The 17778-nt window shown below is 60.3% G+C and carries 13 protein-coding genes; 3 read left to right on the top strand and 10 right to left on the bottom strand.

Annotation, left to right across the window (positions count from 1 at the left end; translation table 11 throughout):
* Nucleotides 1-289 precede the first annotated feature (289 nt).
* The 5 genes from IC231_RS17660 to IC231_RS20260 form a co-directional block, all read right to left on the bottom strand.
* Complete coding sequence (locus IC231_RS17660; RefSeq protein ID WP_190785802.1) at nt 290-1852, bottom strand: S8 family peptidase; 1563 nt, start codon at nt 1850-1852, stop codon at nt 290-292.
* Between the two features lie 192 nt (nt 1853-2044).
* Nucleotides 2045-3979 (bottom strand): KUP/HAK/KT family potassium transporter, encoded by a 1935-nt coding sequence (locus tag IC231_RS17655; protein ID WP_190785801.1) that lies wholly within the window; start codon nt 3977-3979, stop codon nt 2045-2047.
* A gap of 102 nt (nt 3980-4081) precedes the next feature.
* The gene (locus tag IC231_RS17650) at nt 4082-4618 is read right to left on the bottom strand and encodes a hypothetical protein (RefSeq protein WP_190785800.1); all 537 of its coding nucleotides are present in this window, start codon (nt 4616-4618) and stop codon (nt 4082-4084) included.
* Between the two features lie 96 nt (nt 4619-4714).
* Nucleotides 4715-5347 carry an FKBP-type peptidyl-prolyl cis-trans isomerase gene (locus IC231_RS17645; RefSeq protein ID WP_190785799.1) on the bottom strand — a complete coding sequence of 211 codons (633 nt, stop codon included), beginning with the start codon at nt 5345-5347 and terminating at the stop codon, nt 4715-4717.
* Between the two features lie 256 nt (nt 5348-5603).
* Nucleotides 5604-5738, bottom strand: a complete 135-nt coding sequence (locus tag IC231_RS20260) for a hypothetical protein (protein WP_262892778.1) — start codon at nt 5736-5738, stop codon at nt 5604-5606.
* Nucleotides 5739-5986: 248 nt separating this feature from the next.
* On the opposite strand from IC231_RS20260, the gene IC231_RS17640 reads away from it, so the two are divergent.
* A complete protein-coding gene (locus tag IC231_RS17640) occupies nt 5987-6337 on the top strand; it encodes a hypothetical protein (RefSeq protein ID WP_190785798.1) in 351 nt (116 codons plus the stop codon).
* 23 nt (nt 6338-6360) lie between these two features.
* Here IC231_RS17640 and IC231_RS17635 read toward each other — a convergent pair whose 3' ends face one another.
* The 3 genes from IC231_RS17635 to IC231_RS17625 form a co-directional block, all read right to left on the bottom strand.
* Nucleotides 6361-7371 carry an alpha/beta hydrolase gene (locus IC231_RS17635; protein ID WP_190785797.1) on the bottom strand — a complete coding sequence of 337 codons (1011 nt, stop codon included), beginning with the start codon at nt 7369-7371 and terminating at the stop codon, nt 6361-6363.
* Nucleotides 7372-7421: 50 nt separating this feature from the next.
* Nucleotides 7422-8492: an OmpA family protein gene (locus tag IC231_RS17630; RefSeq protein ID WP_190785796.1), complete on the bottom strand. Its 1071-nt coding sequence runs from the start codon at nt 8490-8492 to the stop codon at nt 7422-7424.
* A gap of 137 nt (nt 8493-8629) precedes the next feature.
* Nucleotides 8630-10456, bottom strand: a complete 1827-nt coding sequence (locus IC231_RS17625; protein WP_190785795.1) for a peptidoglycan D,D-transpeptidase FtsI family protein — start codon at nt 10454-10456, stop codon at nt 8630-8632.
* 464 nt (nt 10457-10920) lie between these two features.
* On the opposite strand from IC231_RS17625, the gene IC231_RS17620 reads away from it, so the two are divergent.
* The gene (locus tag IC231_RS17620) at nt 10921-11595 is read left to right on the top strand and encodes a hypothetical protein (RefSeq protein ID WP_190785794.1); all 675 of its coding nucleotides are present in this window, start codon (nt 10921-10923) and stop codon (nt 11593-11595) included.
* Nucleotides 11596-11730: 135 nt separating this feature from the next.
* On the opposite strand, the gene IC231_RS17615 is transcribed toward IC231_RS17620, so the two are convergent.
* Nucleotides 11731-12300: a hypothetical protein gene (locus IC231_RS17615; RefSeq protein WP_190785793.1), complete on the bottom strand. Its 570-nt coding sequence runs from the start codon at nt 12298-12300 to the stop codon at nt 11731-11733.
* Nucleotides 12301-13164: 864 nt separating this feature from the next.
* On the opposite strand from IC231_RS17615, the gene IC231_RS17610 reads away from it, so the two are divergent.
* Nucleotides 13165-13308 carry a hypothetical protein gene (locus IC231_RS17610; protein WP_190785792.1) on the top strand — a complete coding sequence of 48 codons (144 nt, stop codon included), beginning with the start codon at nt 13165-13167 and terminating at the stop codon, nt 13306-13308.
* A 129-nt stretch (nt 13309-13437) separates the two neighbouring features.
* On the opposite strand, the gene IC231_RS17605 is transcribed toward IC231_RS17610, so the two are convergent.
* Nucleotides 13438-16911 (bottom strand): methylmalonyl-CoA mutase family protein, encoded by a 3474-nt coding sequence (locus IC231_RS17605; protein WP_190785791.1) that lies wholly within the window; start codon nt 16909-16911, stop codon nt 13438-13440.
* Nucleotides 16912-17778: the final 867 nt, after the last annotated feature.

Genomic DNA, 17778 nt, shown 5'->3' with positions numbered 1-17778 from the left:
TCATTTTCTGATACGCTGATGCCATGTGAATCCGGTACCTGGCTAGGTCCCAAACATCATCAGCCGCACAGTTCTGCCATACGGCGCGTTGTGATAATAAATAATTGCTTTTGGAGGTATGAGAAAAATAAGTACATGAAAATCAGTAATTTCTCAAAATGGATTGTAGCACTGCTTCTTTTCTCATATGGAGAGCAAGCAATACGCTCCCTTTAAGGCCAGCACAACCAAAAAAGTCCTGCCCGGAAATTTCCGGGCAGGACTTTTTACAGGCCATAAGGCCAAGCCGCTACAGCGGTAAGGCTCCCACAGCAGCCGCCACATTCATGCGGCCCCAGCCGAAGCTGCTGCTGCGGGCATTGCGGTTGGAGCTGGCGGCCACGAGGCGGCTCATGATCTGGGCGCGGGTTTCGGTGGGGTATCTGGCCCACACTACGGCCGTCATGCCGGCCATGCTGCTGGTAGCCACGCTGGAGCCGCCCACGGTGCTGGGCGCGTCGCCGGACATGGCCAGCGTGAGGGGCCGCCGGTCTACGCTGGTGCGCTGCATGACCACGGTGAACTCCACGTCGGAGCCCACGTGGCACTCGTCGCAGCGGGTAGTGAGGTTGTCTTTCACGCCCGTCACGGCCACGGCTTCGGGCAGCGAAGCGGGGTAGATAACGCCCACAAGGCCCGCCGACCAGTCGAAGGAAGTGCCAGCGGCGCAGAAGATGAGCTTGCCGCGGCCATAGGCGTAGCGGATGGCATCCAGCATCTGGGAAGAGCTGGTCAGGCGGCCCATGCTCATGCTGATGATGCGTACGTCGGCGCGGTTGCCGGCCAGGATGTAGGCATCCGACACGCCTTTTACTTCGCGGCTGGCGTCCAGGAACACGTCTTCGGCGGCCCGCACCGTAATCAGGTTGGCGTTGTAGGCAATGCCTACGGAAGCGCCGTCGGTGCCGCGCGGGGCGGCGCAGGCGCCGGCCATGCTGGTGCCGTGGCCGCAGCCGTCGTTGGGCGTTTCGGCGTCGCCGTACGGAATGCCGAAAATGCTGTTGCGGGGCATGGTCACGAGGCGCTCAATGGTGCGGCCGGTGCTCTGGCCCTGGTTGAAGGCCGAACCCAGGTTTTCCTGCGCGTCGGAGCAGCCCGAATCGATGATGAGCACCTTCACGCCGCGGCCCGTGCTCTGGTTCCAGGCCGAGCGGATGCCGTGGTACTGGTCGGCCTGGTTCCACGACGACTTGCTGCCGCCGCTGAGCACCGTGTAGTCGGAGCCGGCCACGAGGCCGGCCGTGGCGGTGTTGCTGCCGCAGCCGCTGCTGCTCAGGGCGGCCGCGCCTTTGTGGGCATCAGGGCGGTTGGGCTCGTAGCCCATGGGCTCGGCGTAGCGCACCAGCCCGGAAGCCCGCAATGCCTTGATGGTGCTCAGCTCCCGCACCGTCACGTCGAGCACGGGCAGCACGTTTTCCTCATAGGCCACCAGCTTTTCGGCCGTCAGCTCGGGGTGCGCTTTTTGCTCCTCGGCCAGAATCAGGGCCAGCACCTGGGCACGGGCCTGCTGCCAGGCCGGATTGGTGGCCGCATTATCCGGCAGAGCACCGGTGTGGCCGGCGGGCCGGTAGCCGACCGACAGCACGTAGTCGGAGCGGGTGAGGGCACTCCAGACGACGTGGGCCGTGGCCTGGTTCCAGTCGTATTTGCCGGTTTCGCGCAGGCGGGTCATGATCTGCTCGTCGAGCTGCTGGCTAGTGAGGGACGTGGTCGGGTCGGCTTCCGGTTGGGGCGCAAGCTGCTCATCGTTCTGTTGCTGGCAGCTGGCCAGCAGCACCGCCAGAAGGGCGGCAGAAAGGGTAATGGTACGCATACGGTTGGGGGAGTTTGGGTTGTGGAAAAAGCGCAGAGCTTCAAGGGAATAAAATTCCGGCCCAAATCCAAGTATTCGGCTTGCCTAATTTGTTGGGCCTCAGTGCGTGAAGACCGTTGAAAAGCAAAAAAGCCCTGCTGAGGGTCAGCAGGGCTTTCGGCGAGCCGGCAACGGCCGGTAAAGCACAAAATTTTACAGCACGCGTTTCAGGGCCACGTCGCGCACGGGCGTGATGACGAGTGGTACTTTTTCCACTTTCACGGAGCTGGTATCGAGGCCGAAATACTTGTCTTCGGAAGCAATGAACTGCTTGATGTAGAAGTACGCCTGCATCACCAGCTTCTCCACCCACGGAAACTCGTTTTCGACGGAAAGGAATTTTTCCAGTACCACGAACCGGAAGTCGCCCGTGACGTGCTGCTTGCTCAGCGACTCGTAGCGCGAGGTAATGTCCACTTCCTTGTTGCGCACCAGATCTTCCACCACCTTGCGGAAATACAGGTTGATGCGCTGCTCAACCCGGAAGCCCAGCCGGAACGTGATGCGGAAGGCATCATCGGGTGCCAGCTCGTGCACTTTGTACTCCATCGTGTAGGGCTCATCGGTGGTATCGACGTGCACAAACCAGTAGATGTCGGCGCGCTTGGGGCGCTTCTGGAAGATGGAGTAGATGATTTTCGACTCAATTTCCGAAGCCCGCTCGGCCGAGGTCATGAACACGAGGTGGGTCGCGTACTTTGGCACCGTATCGTCGTCGGAAAGCTCCTTGAGGGCGTCCATGTACGGGTCAATCTTGACGAATTCCGTGAGGCGGCGCTTGATGTAGAAGGCCCGCAGCCACACGTACATCACGCTGACCAGCGTAGCGCCAATGGCCAGCGACACCCAGCCGCCGTGCGGAAACTTGATGAGGTTGGCAATCAGAAAGGACATTTCAATGGCGCCATACACCACTACAAACAGTACAATAGCGGCCAGCGGCACCTTTTTGGAGTATAGCCACATGGTGAGCAGCAGCGTGGTCATGAGCATGGTGAGCGTGATGGCCAGGCCGTAGGCGGCTTCCATATTTTCGGATCGCTGGAAGTACAGCACCACGCCTATGCACCCGAACAGTAGCAGCCGGTTCATGCTGGGCACATAGAGCTGGCCTTTCACGTCGGTAGGGTAGTTCAGCTTCACCTTAGGCCACATGTTCAGGCGAATGGCTTCGGCCACCAGCGTAAACGAGCCCGTAATAAGGGCCTGCGAGGCAATAATGGCCGCAATAGTGGCAATACCGATACCGATAAGCAGAAACCACTCCGGCATCAGCTCATAGAACGGGTTGCGCTTGTTGAGCATTTCACCCTGATGGGCAATCAGCCAGCCGCCCTGGCCCATGTAGTTGAGCACGAGGCAGGACTTTACAAAAATCCAGCTGATACGGATGTTGCCTTTGCCGCAATGGCCCAGGTCAGAGTACAGTGCCTCGGCTCCGGTAGTACACAGAAATACCGCTCCCAATAGCCAGAATCCGCCGGGGTAGTTCACCAGTAAATCGTAGGCGTAGTAGGGGTTGAGGGCCTTCAGAATCTCGGGGTGCATCATGACGCCGTGGACGCCCAGCACCGCCAGCATCGAAAACCAGACGAGCATGATGGGCCCAAAGGCTTTGCCCACAATCTGAGTGCCGAAGCTCTGGAGCAGAAACAGCCCCGCAATAATGCCGATGACAATGGGGACCGTCGGGATGCCCGGATACACGGCCTCCAGCCCCTCAATAGCCGACGACACCGAAATAGGCGGCGTAATGACCCCATCGGCCAGCAACGCCGAGCCGCCGATGATGGCGACAGCCGAGAGCCAGGGTCCTCGCCGACGCACCAGGGCGTAGAGCGAGAAAATACCGCCTTCCCCGTTGTTATCGGCGTTGAGCGTCAGCAGTACATACTTGATGGTGGTCTGGAGCGTAAGGGTCCAGAACACGCAGGAAATGCCGCCATATACCAGCATCGGGGTGATGCGCTCTGGCACGATGGCCTTCATTACGTAGAGCGGCGAGGTCCCGATATCCCCGTAAATGATGCCGAGGGCAATGAGCAAACCGGCCGTAGAAATAGCCGTGTGCGAGTGTTTGGCGTCCATGTGCGGAATGAGAAGGAAGTAGGGGCCGAAAAAGGCGCCCAAAGGTAGGGCCCGGCGCGCAATCATCGCCGGGCGTTTACCAGCCTGCAGAAAGTGGTTGTTTTATTCGGTCGTCGGCGGCTCGGGTGGCCGGGCTGCAGATTCGGCCGCCAACAGCGCCAGGGCCGCAGCTTCGGCCGCTTCATCGTGGCGGCGGCGGATGCGGCGGTTGGTTTCGGCCATCAGCTTCTGCCACTGCGTAGGCTCGCCGGGCAGGGCAAAGTGCACGGTTTCGCGGCCCAGGCGGTGCAGCCGGAGGCGGTTGGTGCCGCGCTGGCCCCACGCCAGCAGCAAGGCGCCCACCGTGATGCCCAGCGCGGCCGGCATCAGGCGCACCCAGTTTTGCAGCAGACCCAGCAGAAAGCCAGCCAGCGTGAAGCCACCCAGCAGAAACCACAGCAGCCAGCGTACACGCTGCACTTCCACGGCCTCCAGCTCCAGCATCGCAAACCGCTGCCCGTTCACCTGCAGTGCCTCCTCAGTCAGCACTATGCGGCCATCTTCGCTGCTGAGCGTAGGCAGCGGTGGGCGCGGCGGCAGCGCCGTAGCCGGCGCTTCGGCGGGCGGTAGATGCTCTTCGGGTAACAATTGGTCAGACACGGCAGGGGCAGAAGAAGCCCGCCCGGCCGCTGTGCTGCTGCGTACCCAATGCGGGGCAGCAACAACCGTAGCAGCCGGGCGGACGACCGGGTTTCCTCAGTTATTTACTTTCAGCAACTCCACGTCGAAGATGAGCGCCGAGTCGGGGCCGATGTCGCGGCCGGCACCACGCTTGCCGTAGGCCAGGTTTGAGGGGATATAGAGGCGCCATTTCGAACCTTCGGGCATCAGCTGCAGGGCTTCTGTCCAGCCGGCAATTACCTGGTTTACACCGAACGTAGCGGGCTGGCCGCGCTGGTAGGAGCTGTCGAACACATTGCCGTTGAGGAGCGTGCCGTGGTAGTGCGTGGTTACCTGCGAAGTGGGGCCGGGCTTCTTGCCCGAGCCTTCGGTCAGGACTTCGTACTGCAGGCCGCTGGGCAGCGTCGTGATGCCGGGCTTGTTCTTGTTTTCGCTCAGGAAAGCTTCGCCTTCTTCTTTGTTGTTGTTCATGGCATTAGGGTCTTGAGTGTCGTCTTCGTCTTCAGGGCCGCCCATCTGCTGCTGAAGCTGCATCATGGCTTCCTGCACCTGCTCCTGGCTCAGGCGGCTGGGCTCCCCGCTGATACCTTCCTTCATGCTGGCCGCCAGGATGTCCACATCCAGGTCGAGGCCCTGCTGGGCGAAGTTGCGGGCCAGGTCGCGGCCGATAATGTAGCTGATCTGCTCTTTCAGGCCAGTTAAGTTCATAATACACTGTGTTGTGCTGCGCTTCCGGGAGGCTGTAGCTGAGGGCCGGCTCCGGCAAGGTAGCGGGTGAGAGAGGTATCCGGCTGCCCACCGCGGGCCGCCGAACTGTGAAGTACCGAAAACAGCCGGGAATAGATGTGGTTTTTTCAGTTTTGGTTTATAACCCCCTGATTTTGAATCCGGGTTTGTTCGGGGCTAAACAAAAGGAACCCTGCCGCAGGGCAGGGTTCCGGATAAACAGCCGGTAAACCGGTGTTTAGAAATGCAGCTCTTCGCCGTCGTGCAGGTCGAAGTAAAGGCTCAAATCCAGAACCTGAGCCGCCAGGTAACTTAAAGAACCCAGTCCACCCAGGACCAGCAGCGAAGAGAAAGCAGCAGTGGTCTTTTTCATGGAAAAATGTGTATGTATTGGTAAATCAGTTTGTTGACTGCAAAGGTAATACGTCAAATCCGATAAATTGTTATGCAAGCATCATTTATTTCCGGTCCAAAGCCCCGGAGAAAATAGGGGGGCTGGGCCGGAAAGTAGCGCTGCTGCCGGGGCAGCGTACAAAACCTTTAGGTGAAGCTTTGAGGGCAGCCGGTAGGTGGTATAGTGTTTGCCCAGGCTGGACAACCACTTTTTACCTTCTGCCTGCTATGAAAAGATTCTTACTCGCCGCCCTGCTGACGGGCAGCGCCCTCACCGCCCAGGCACAGCAGCCCGCCGCCACCGCAGCGCCCGCCCGCACCGAAGAATACTGCCAGCTGAATGCCCAGCAGAAGCTGAACGGCAAAATTACCATCTCCGTCGACTACGGCCAGCAGCAGAAGTTCTTCTCCCGCAACCTGTTCCGGGATGCTGAAGGCCGGCCGGTGGAGTTCAACTCCGTAATTGATGCCCTGAACTGGCTTAACAGCCAGGGCTGGGAGTTTCTGAATGCCTACGTGCAGGTAGAAGACGGCAGCAGCGTATCACACTACGTGATGCGGCGGCGGATACCCTCCTGAACCAGCCAACCCAGCCGCCCCATTTAGCGCCTTGGAAACACCTTGTTCAGGAAACTTACCGTGTACTCCAGCGTGGGCTGAAACCAGGGGTTGAACAGCGGAAATGGGTGAGGGGCCTCCGGGAAGCTGTGCACTTCGGTGTAGATGCCTAGCGCAGTAAGTTGGCGCATCATATCGTCGCGGCCGGCGTGCATACGGTCTACGCCGCTGTTGATGAACAGCATCGGCGGCGTACTGGCCCCCGCGTGGCTCAGAGCGGAAGCCTGCTGCCACAGGTCGGGGCGGGTGAGCTTGTTGCTGCCGAACCAGTAGGTAGCCGCCGAAGTGCTTTTGCTGTCGTTGCCCTCGCCCGACTCAGGATGAAGGAACGCCAGAATACCATCTACGTCCACAATAGCCTGCACAGCGCTGGAGTGGGTGCGGTGGCAGCTGCCGGCCTCAAACAGCAAATTGCCGTTGGTGCTGCCGACAAGGGCTGCCAGCTGCCCGCCGGCCGAAAAACCCCAGACCGCCACGCGGGTAGTGTCGATGGCGTAGGTCCGGGCATTGGCGCGCAGCCAGCGAATGGCGGCTTTCAGATCCTGCACGGCGGCTGGGTAAGTTGCTTCCGTAGAAAGCCGGTACTCGGCCGTGACGGCTACAAAGCCACGCCCGGCCAACTGCTGCGCCAGCGGCACATGCTGGCTTCGGTCGCCGGAGCGCCAGCCGCCCCCGTGGATGAGCAGCACGGCCGGAAACTGCTGCCGGCGTTTGGCTTTCGGGTAGAACACATCCAGCTGCAGGGCGCGGCTGCCCTGCAGGCAATACGTGAGGTTGGTTTGGGCCCGGACTCCGCGTGGTACCAGCGGCCGCGCAATACTGATATCAGGATGCTGCTTCTTAGCCTTAACGTAAGCGCTGTGTACCGTGAAGGAAGTGTCGCGGGGTGAGGCAAGCTGCTGGGCCAGTGCCCCAGTGGGCAAGCAGGGCAGCAGCAAGCCGATGCTTAGGCGGCGCAGCAGCCGGGTAACAACTAGCAGAGGAGAGACAGGCATCGGAATATCAGAGAGTGAATAGAACGAGTCTCTAAGCTACGAGCCCTGGCTCATTCCCGAGCTTCGGCTACTTCCACGCGGCGGTTGCGGGCGTCGGGTGAGGAGTATAGAGGGCGTGAGTCGCCGTAGCCGATAGTGCTGATGCGGACGGCTTCAATGCCGGCCTTCACCAGGTACGTCTTCACGGCTTCGGCCCGCTGCTCCGACAACACCTGGTTTTTCTGAGGTTCCCCAATCTTGTCGGTGTGGCCGGCTATGCGCAGCCTGAGCGTAGGGCGGGACTTCAGTTCCGCGGCCAGCCGCTCCAAGGCAGGCAGGCCTTCCGGGAGCAACTCAGCGGTTCCCAGCCGAAACAGTACCGTGGGCAGCACAACCGGCGAGGCTGCTACCAGGGGCGTTGGTACCCGGCGGGCAGTATCCTGCCGGGCACTCGTGTCGGGCCGGATGGCGGCCGGGAGTGCGGGCTTTGGCGGCGCACTGGTCACCTGAATGGTGATGGGAACGGCCGTGCTCTGGCGGGTAGGGTAGTAGCCCTGCGTGAGGTAGAAAGTGGTGGTCTTGCTGAGCCGGGTGCGGTAGGTGTTGCCGGTTGCTACGGGCTGTTTCAGGGCGGCATCGGCGTACCAGAGCACGTTGCGGCCCGATACGCGGATGGTGCTTTCGGTGTTGGCCGCCACCGTAGCCGCCGACTTCAGCTTCACGCGGTACAACGTAAACGTACCCACGTCGCAGTTGCCGGTGGGCTGGTAGGTGGCCCGGCCGGTCAGCTTCTCCTGGGTTGGGTCGTAGGTGAATGTGATGGAGCCTTCACACCAATAGGTGAAGGGCGTGGCGCCGGTTTCGTGGAGCTTGCGCACGTGCTCCAGCCGCATTCCGGTAGCGGTGCGGGTGCCCTGCATCTGAAACGTAACCGTCATATTCTGCTGCCCGCCCTGTTCCTGGTACAGCACCCCAAACAGCGTAGTGCCGTTGCTTTTCTGCAGCCGCATCACGGCCGGCCACACTTCCCCCGGTTCGCCGGTATCGGTTTCCACGCCCTGCCATACGCCCGACAAGGACTGCGCCGACGTGGTGAACGACGCCAGCAGCGCCACCAGAATCAACCAGAACCGAGGTTTCATGCCACGAAATAAAACGGATTTGCCGGAAAAAGTCGGGGCGGGCGAGTGGAAGGTTGCAGCGCCTGGGTGTGCGGCTCATTGCTGCCAGCATAAGTTGCTTAGGGCCCGGACCGTGCGGCTTATAGGAGCTTCTGCTGCTAGTAGTCGTATGTGGCCCGGTGCTGGATGCGCTTTTCCCAACGCTTGCGCTTGGGCGCGATGCTGCCTCGCAGGTACTTTTCCATCACCAGCACGGCGCAGGGGGCCGCGGCGGTAGCGCCGAAGCCGGCGTTTTCGAGGTACACGGCCACGGCTATTCTGGGGTTGTTGGCGGGCGCGAAGCCAACGAAAGCGGCGTGGTCGTCGCCTTCGTCGTTTTCCACGGTGCCGGTTTTGCCGGCCACCGTAATGCCGATGTTGGAGAGGCTGGAGGCATCGGCGGTGCCGCCGCGCTGCAGCACGGCTATCATGCCGGGCACCAGCGCCGCAAAATGGACACTGTCGATGAGCGTGCGGCGCTTCTCGGTGAAGCGCGGCAACGGGCCGCCCTGGCCGATACCGCGCACCAGATGGGGCGGATAATACCAGCCGCGGTTGGCAATGATGGCGGCCATGTTGGCCATTTGCAGGCCGGTCAGGTTGATTTCGCCCTGCCCGATGCTGAGGGAATAGATGGAGCGGTAGGTCCAGTTGCGGGTGCGGCGGGCCTTGTCGTAGTAGGCCGGGGTGGGCAGGAAGCCGGGGGCTTCGCGCGGCAGATCCACGCCCAGCACCGAATCGAGCCCGAACGAGCGTACGTAGCGCCGCCACTCGGCCAGGTTGGTGTGGCGGGCCGCCACGGTATCGGCCACCAGACTATCGGGCACGCGGCTGATGAGGTTCTGCATCACCTGATAGAAGTAGGGGTTGCAGCTGTACTTGAGGCCCACGGTGAGGCTATTGGGCCTGGGGTGGTGGTGCACGCAGCTCACCAGGGTCTGGTCGCAGCGGAAGGCGGTGGCGGGGCTGATGGCGCCCAGCTGCAGGGCCACGGCGGCATTCACCAGCTTGAACACCGAGCCGGGCGGGTTAGCCAGCATGGCGGGCCGGTTGAGCAGCGGCATGTTTTCGTGTTCCAGCAGTTCGGCGCGCACCCCGGCCCGGTCGGGGGCGGTGAGGGTGGCCGGGTCGTACACCGGTGCCGATACGTAAGCCAGGATTTCGCCGGTGCGCGGGTCGAGGGCCACGAGGTAGCCCTTGCGGTTGCCGAGCAGCTTTTCGGCGTAGGCCTGCAGCTTCACGTCGAGGGTGAGGTGCAGGTCCTGGCCCTGCTGGAAGGTAGTGTCTTTGGCCCAGGTGCCGTGCTGCTGGCCCTTGGCATCGAGCAGCGGGTGCAGGTAGCCGTGGCGGCCGGTGAGCAGGCCATTGTAGTAGGCCTCCACGCCGCCGTTGCGCAGGCGGTAGAAACGGCCGCGCCGGTAGCGTCTGGCCTGGCCATAGAAGCTCTGCGCCTCCGTGCTCCGGTAGCCCAGCACGGGCGCCCCGGCGGCGGTGGTATATACGCGCTGGTAGCGCCGGGTCAACTGCAGAGTAGGCCAGTCGGCGCTGTCGCGGCGGACGCGCTTTACTTCGGCGGCGGTGAGGCGCAGCCGGACCGGGGAGGCAGGCCGGGCGCCCGGATAGGGCAGGGCTTCGGTGATGCGGCGGCGCACGGTGGTGGAGTCCCAGCCCAGCAGCTTGCCCAGCGCCAGGGTGTCGAGCGGGGCGCGGCGCGGCAACTGCAGCACGTACTGCAGGCGCGTGTCTACCAGCACCGAGTCGTAGCGGTCGAGCACGCGGCCCCGGATGAGCGAGTCGTTCACCACCACGCGCCGCTGGGTGTAGACTTCGCCGGTGGCGGGGTCTTGGGTCGGTACGTTCGTCTGCGGATCAGGGGACGAACAAGCAGTTAGCCCGGCGAGCAGGGTCAGTAGAATGTTTCCCCACTTCGTGAAAGCCGTGCGCATGCCGGCAAAGCTAGGCAATTGCCGGGCTTCGGCAGTGCGACCGTGCGCCTCACCCCCCGGCCCCCTCTCCTAAGGGGGAGGGGGAGCCAGACGTGGTTGCGAGGTGGGATTGGCACACTCCCCGGCGGGTGTTTTGCTTTGGACGGGAGGTGTTTTTAGGTAGTCGGAAGGTGTTTTTGATTTCTTGGGAGGTGTTTCGGGCTGGTCGGGAGGTGTTTTGCTTTGCTCGGAAGGTGTTTTCAATCAGACGGAGAGTGTTTCATCTCGGTCGGATGGTGTTTTGTGTTAGTCGGGACGTGTTTCGTGTTGGTGGGGAGGTGTTTTGCTTTAGTCGGGACGTGTTTCGGGTTAGTCGGAGGGTATGCGGGATGGGTTGGTATTGTTGGGTAATTCGGATATTTTGGATGCGGTAAGCAGGGGCTTATCACGCCGGGCGGAGCGGTTCTGCTATGTATTATAATTGTATGGATAAGGACAGAGAAGACCAGTTAGTGATGTGTGGACAGGTGGTGGAATATCTGACAGAAAATAAAGGCGCGCTGGCGGTTAGTGAGGTGGCGGCCGAGCAGGCCGACGAGGTGACGGCGCACTATACCCAGGTAGGCGGAGCCCGGGCGGGCACCACCAAGCGCACAAAAAATCTGACGGAGGACGCCAAAACAGCCAAAAAGACGCTGCTGGAACTGCTGCCGGCTCTGTTGGGCCCGCTCAGCCGCATTGCCACCCGCCTCCAGGACAACGACCTGCTGGCCTCGGTGACGCTCAGCAGCAAGCAGCTGCGCAAGCTGCGGCCCATGGCCTTCGCGGCGGTGGCAGAGGCGGTGTTGGCCAGCGCCGCCCGCCCCGACGTGGTGCCGGAGCTGGCCAAGCAGGGCCTCACGGCCAAGGTCCTCCAGCCCCTGCGCGACGCGCTGGCGGCCTTCAAAACGGCGCAGCCCGCCACGCGCAAAACCATCAACGAGCGGGTGGTGGCAGGGGCCGCGCTAGAAGAGCTGGTGGATGCTCTGATGGATGAGGTGCGCCAGCTGGACGCCGATATGAAAGCCTTCAAGCTGCTGGACCGGAGCCTGTACAACGGCTACACCCAGGCCCGCAAGCTGGTAACGACGGGCGGGAGAGGTGGGACTTCGGCGGCGTAGGAATTGGGTTTGAATTGGAAAAGGCCCACTCGGGAGAGTGGGCCTTTTTTGTTTTGGGGCGGCAGTACTGGCACGGGTTACGGCTGCGCCTAAACTCGCGCCAGATGAGGAATAGCCGCCTACGAATATAGCCAGTCAGCGCACGTAAATGCAGTAGTTGGTATTTTCTGGGCCGTAGCGCAGAAACAACGTGTCCTGCTGCCGGACGGGGTGGTTGTATTGGTAGAAATCATCCAGCGAAGTAGACAGTACGGATATATCCGATGCTTTACAATTGGCTTTCACGCCTCCAATGTTCAGCTCCAGATACTCGTGGCCGAAAGTGCTAAAATGCGGGTTCCAGGGCTCCTCGGGGCGCACTGAGCTATTGCCCGGGTACACGTGTAAGCGAATGTGTATGTCTGAGTCGAAGTCGTTTTCCGTAGCTTGAAAGCCGATGGAACGAATGTTCTGCAGGCTTCGGTGGTCGTCGTACAGCTCCCAACTTCCATGCACCCGTTGCGGCCCATCGAAGTCATTGAAAGTCTGGTAGTGCAGAACAGTATCTGCTTCATCCGGATACGAAAAGCGGTGCCCGTACTGCGGCCCAAACACCGAATCCGGTATTTCCACTACCACCAGTTGCGGGTTGGTGAGGACCGGGAAAGGCTGCCAGGAGGGGTGGCGGTCGAAAGACGGAATCTGATAGCCAAGCGAAAAGCACAACGCCACCCAACCGGCAGTCCCGGCAACCAGCAGGCACCCGGCCGACTTCGGGTGTAATCTTACCCACCGCAGCAGGGCACGGGCTTGTCGTAGAGTAGCTCGAATCATCAGGCGCGCTTCACCGGTTGTAGCAGGTTGTAGTGCTGCAAGTAAGTAAGTACACTACGAACTATCCAGTGCATGCGACTCCAGATGGCGCGATACTACCGCACCGCCGCCGAAACCCAGAAACCCTCCGTGACTTCGGCCGCAGCAGCTTCGTGGAGTTTTAGGAGGTGGAAGTCGCAGAGTAGGCGAAAAAAGCCGCGCCGCCCGGATGATTCCAGAGGGCGCGGTTTTGGGTTGCGGCAGCGCAGGCACAACCTCCACGTTAAGGTTAGGCACGAGTTACGGCTGCGCCTAAACTCGCGCCAGATGGGGCCAGATGGGGTATAATTCGGTAGCCATGTAGAGACGCATATTTGCGTCTCGTCGTTGAACGATAACGCTTGGGTTCGTTCACGGTAAATAACATCAGCAACGATTGAGACGCAAATATGCGTCTCTACATCCATCGGTGGCGCTCAGCAGAATTGACGCCCGGATTGCTCAGGATGGAGCTACATGGCTTGCATTATTTAAGCGAATGAAACGATGTAGTAGTACATCATATATGCTAAGAAAGCTATTGGCATAGCCGAGAGTAATATCTGTATCCTTGTGGAGAGGCGCTTCTCAATATGAAATGACTTGAGGTGGTTTCGTACTACTACGCCATTGATAAATATGGGTAGGAAGTAAAGTAGAGTAGTAGAAAAATCATTGTTTATGACACACCAGATACAAGCATATGCCGGCCATATGCACATGATAACTGCTGTGGCTATGGCAACTGATTTTCCTGGTTTAGGAAATATTAAAAACAACCAACTGCTTATACCAATATGCAGTATGCTTGCTGCGAAACTGGTAATCGGTATCCATGTAATGCCTGCTGCCACTGCTGACATGGCAGCGAACATAAAATAGACTAATAGTCCTGAAAGTATTGTCAATGCATATGAAGTATCGGTTCGAGTCATAAATGAAGCATTGATATGAAAAAAGGGCACTACCCTGGCAAGGTAGCGCCCTCTTAACTTGATTCTGAAAGAGAAATTACATATTCCGGCGGTACTGCCCGCCCACCTCAAACAGCGCATTCGTAATTTGCCCCAATGAGCAGAACTTCACCGTTTCCATCAGCTCGGCGAAGAGGTTGCCGTTGGCAATGGCGACTTGCTGGAGCTGCTTGAGGCGGGCTTCGGTCTGGTCGGCGTTGCGGGTATGCAGGAGGTTGAGCATCTCAATCTGGTACTGCTTTTCCTCGTCGGTGGCGCGGATAACCTCGGCGGGCACCACCGTGGGCGAGCCTTTGGAGGAGAGGAAGGTGTTCACACCGATGATGGGGTACTCGCCGGTGTGCTTGAGCATCTCGTAGTGCATGCTTTCCTCCTGAATCTTGCCGCGCTGGTACATGGTTTCCATGGCGCCCAGCACGCCGCCGCGCTCCGTGATGCGGTCAAACTCCAGCAGCACGGCCTCTTCCACCAGGTCGGTCAGCTCCTCGATGATGAAGGAGCCCTGGAGCGGGTTTTCGTTTTTGGCTAGGCCCAACTCCCGGTTGATGATGAGCTGGATAGCCATGGCCCGGCGCACCGATTCCTCGGTGGGCGTCGTAATGGCCTCATCGTAGGCGTTGGTGTGTAGGGAGTTGCAGTTGTCGTAGATGGCGTAGAGGGCCTGCAGGGTGGTGCGGATATCGTTGAAGTCGATTTCCTGGGCGTGCAGGCTCCGGCCGCTGGTCTGGATGTGGTACTTGAGCATCTGGCTCCGGGCGTCAGCGCCGTACTTGAGCTTCATGGCCTTGGCCCAGATGCGGCGCGCCACGCGGCCAATCACGGCGTACTCGGGGTCGATGCCGTTGGAGAAGAAGAAGGAGAGGTTGGGCGCGAAGTCGTTCACGCTCATGCCCCGGCTCACGTAGTACTCCACGAAGGTGAAGCCGTTGCTGAGCGTGAGGGCCAGCTGGGTGAGCGGGTTGGCCCCAGCCTCGGCAATATGGTAGCCGGAAATGGACACCGAGTAGAAGTTGCGGACCTTCTCCTTGATGAAGTATTCCTGCACGTCGCCCATCAGGCGCAGGGCGAATTCGGTGCTGAAAATGCAGGTATTTTGGGCCTGGTCTTCCTTCAGGATGTCGGCCTGCACGGTGCCGCGCACCTGGCTCAGCGTGCGTTTCTTGATGGTGTCGTACACGTCGGCGGGCAGGACCTGGTCGCCGGTTACGCCGAGCAGCATGAGGCCCAGGCCGTCGTTGCCGGCGGGCAGCTCGCCCTGGTAGCGGGGCCGGGTCTGGCCTTGGTAAAGGGCGTCGATTTTCTGGTTTACCTCGTCTTCCAGGCCGTTCTTCTTGATGTACAGCTCGCACTGCTGGTCGATGGCGGCGTTCATGAAGAAGGCGGCCAGGGTAGCAGCGGGGCCGTTGATGGTCATCGACACCGAGGTGCTGGGGTTTGCCAGGTTGAAGCCCGAGTAGAGCTTCTTGGCGTCGTCGAGGCAGCAGATGCTCACCCCGGCGTTGCCGATCTTGCCGTAGATGTCGGGCCGGTGGTCGGGGTCTTCGCCGTAGAGCGTTACCGAGTCGAAGGCCGTGGACAGGCGCTTGGCGGGCAGGCCCATGCTCACGTAGTGGAAGCGGCGGTTGGTGCGCTCGGGGCCACCTTCGCCGGCAAACATGCGGGTCGGGTCTTCGCCCTCGCGCTTGAACGGAAACACGCCGGCGGTGTACGGGAATTCGCCGGGCACGTTTTCCTGCAGCTGCCAGCGCAGCAAGTCACCCCAGGCTGTGTAGCGCGGCAGGCTGACTTTGGGAATCTGCTGGTTGGAGAGGCTAGTGGTGTGGGTCTGGATGCGGATTTCCTTGTCGCGCACCTTGAAGACAAACTCCGGGGCCTTATACGAGGCTACCTTTTGCGGCCAGGCCTCCAGGAGTTTCCAGTTCTGCCCGTCCAGCCGAAGCTTGACCTCCTCGAAGGTGCTCTCCAGGCCGGATACGAGGCTTCCTGCTCCGGATCCGTGGCTGCTGCTCCCAGCGCCAGATCCTGCACTGGTGGTGTTTCCGTCGAGGCTTTGGACGGCTCCAATTGCCTGCCGGATTCCGTAAAGTTGCTGAGCGACGTCAGACTGTTTTTGAACCCACTGGTCATATTGGCGGTTGGTTTCGGCTATTTCAGAAAGGTAACGCGTGCGGTGCGGCGGAATGATATAAATCTTCTCCGAGTCCTCGGTCGTGGTTTCGAGGTGTGACGCAAACGGCACCCCGGTCTTGGCTTCTACGGTACTCAGGATGGCGCGGTACAGCCGGTTCATGCCTGGGTCGTTGAACTGCGAGGCAATGGTGCCAAATACCGGCATGTCATCCAGCGGCTTGTCCCAGAGCTGGTGGTTGCGCTGGTACTGCTTGCGCACGTCGCGCAGGGCGTCCAGCGCCCCACGCTTGTCGAACTTGTTGAGAGCAATGACGTCGGCGAAATCGAGCATGTCGATTTTCTCCAGTTGGGTGGCCGCCCCGTACTCGGGCGTCATCACATAGAGGCTGGCGTCGGAGTGCTCGATGATTTCGGTGTCGGACTGGCCGATGCCGGAGGTTTCGAGGATGATCAGGTCGAAGTCGGCGGCCCGCACTACGTCCACGGCATCCTGCACGTACTTGCTCAGGGCCAGGTTGCTCTGGCGCGTGGCCAGGCTGCGCATGTACACCCGCGGCGAATTGATGGAGTTCATCCGGATACGGTCGCCGAGCAGGGCCCCGCCCGTTTTGCGCTTGCTGGGGTCCACGGAAATGATGGCAATGGTCTTGTTGGGGAAGTCCAGCAGAAAGCGGCGCACCAACTCATCCACGAGGCTTGACTTGCCTGCACCACCCGTTCCCGTGATGCCCAGAATAGGAGCTTTCCTGGTTTCGGCCGGGGTAGGGTTGAGGCGCTGGTCGGCACCGCCTTCGGCCGTCTGGAAATCGGCAATCAACTGGCCTTTCACCCGCTCAAACTCCTGCGGGAAGTTTTCGGCGGCCGAAATCAGGCGGCCAATGCTGCGGGCGTCTTTCTCCTTCACGTGGCCGGCCTCCCCATTGAGGTTCTGGCCGGTTGGGAAGTCGGATTTCTGCAGCAGGTCGTTGATCATGCCCTGCAGGCCCATCGCGCGGCCGTTGTCGGGCGAGTAGATACGCTCAATGCCGTAGGCTTCCAGCTCCTCAATTTCGGTGGGCAGAATGACGCCGCCGCCGCCGCCAAAGATTTTTACGTGCCCCGCGCCGCGCTCCTTGAGCAGGTCGTGCATGTACTTGAAGTACTCGTTGTGGCCGCCCTGGTAGGAGGTAATGGCAATGGCCTGGGCGTCTTCCTGAATGGCGCAGTCCACGATTTCCTGCACCGAGCGGTTGTGGCCCAGGTGAATCACTTCGGCGCCGCTGCTCTGGATAATGCGGCGCATGATATTGATAGCGGCGTCGTGCCCATCAAACAGGGCCGCGGCCGTCACGATGCGGATGTGGTTCTGAGGCTTATAGGGAGCTGCAGGAGCTACTGACATAGCAGTGGGAAGTTGGGTGGAAATTGGGGCAGCGAAGGTACGAAAAAAGCCCCGGCAGGGTAGGCCGGGGCTATTGTAGGAACTGAATAGAGGTAACAGTCCGCACGATTTCGGCGCGCACAACCGGGCTGATTTCAGTAAGTGGATATTTCCGAAGCGCGGCGTTTAAGGAATCCATAGTTGCGGCTTTGCTTAACAGAAGTGGAACGACAGTGGCGGCTTTGCTGCCATTGATGACCAAAATCGGGCCTTCGTGCGAGTAGTTATCGAAGTGCTACAGACCCCGAAAGTGCTGATCCACCACGATAGGCCAGTAATCGTACCGCGTCAAAAGCTTCGGCATGTTTTGATATTCTTCAGGCAGTCGTTCGTTGGCGGCCCGGCGTAAGACCACCAGCTTTGCCGGGGTTGGTCTGAAACGCCGCTCCCATTGCTGGTCGGTAAGTTCAGTATCACCAACAGGGAGGAATCCTAGGCAACTGGACAGCAGGGCGAGACCTATGCAAGGAAGATAAAGGAACCGCATAGTTGGGCTTGTAGGGGCAAAGTAAGCATTAGAAAAGGTCTTAAACGCCACTCTTGTCTAAGCGCTAAAGCTCTAGTAGTCCAAGTGTCATAAGCTGCTGCGGAGGCGGCAAGGGCCGCTGCCTATGTGTCAACGGCCCTTGCTCTCGTGACAACGGCTTCTGCCGAGGTGGCAATGGCTGCTGCCCTGGTGACATTGATTGGTGGCGGGGTGGCAACGCCTGCTGCCCTCGTGACAACGGCATCTGTCTTCGTGGCAATGAGCACTGGCGGGGGCAATGGCCCGTGAACTACAATGGCTGCTGGCCGCTTCACACGTGGCGGTAGGGCTACTCCATTTCA

This window comes from Hymenobacter duratus, assembly GCF_014698995.1.
Taxonomy (GTDB): domain Bacteria; phylum Bacteroidota; class Bacteroidia; order Cytophagales; family Hymenobacteraceae; genus Hymenobacter; species Hymenobacter duratus.
This window is presented reverse-complemented; position numbering and strand designations above follow the sequence as displayed.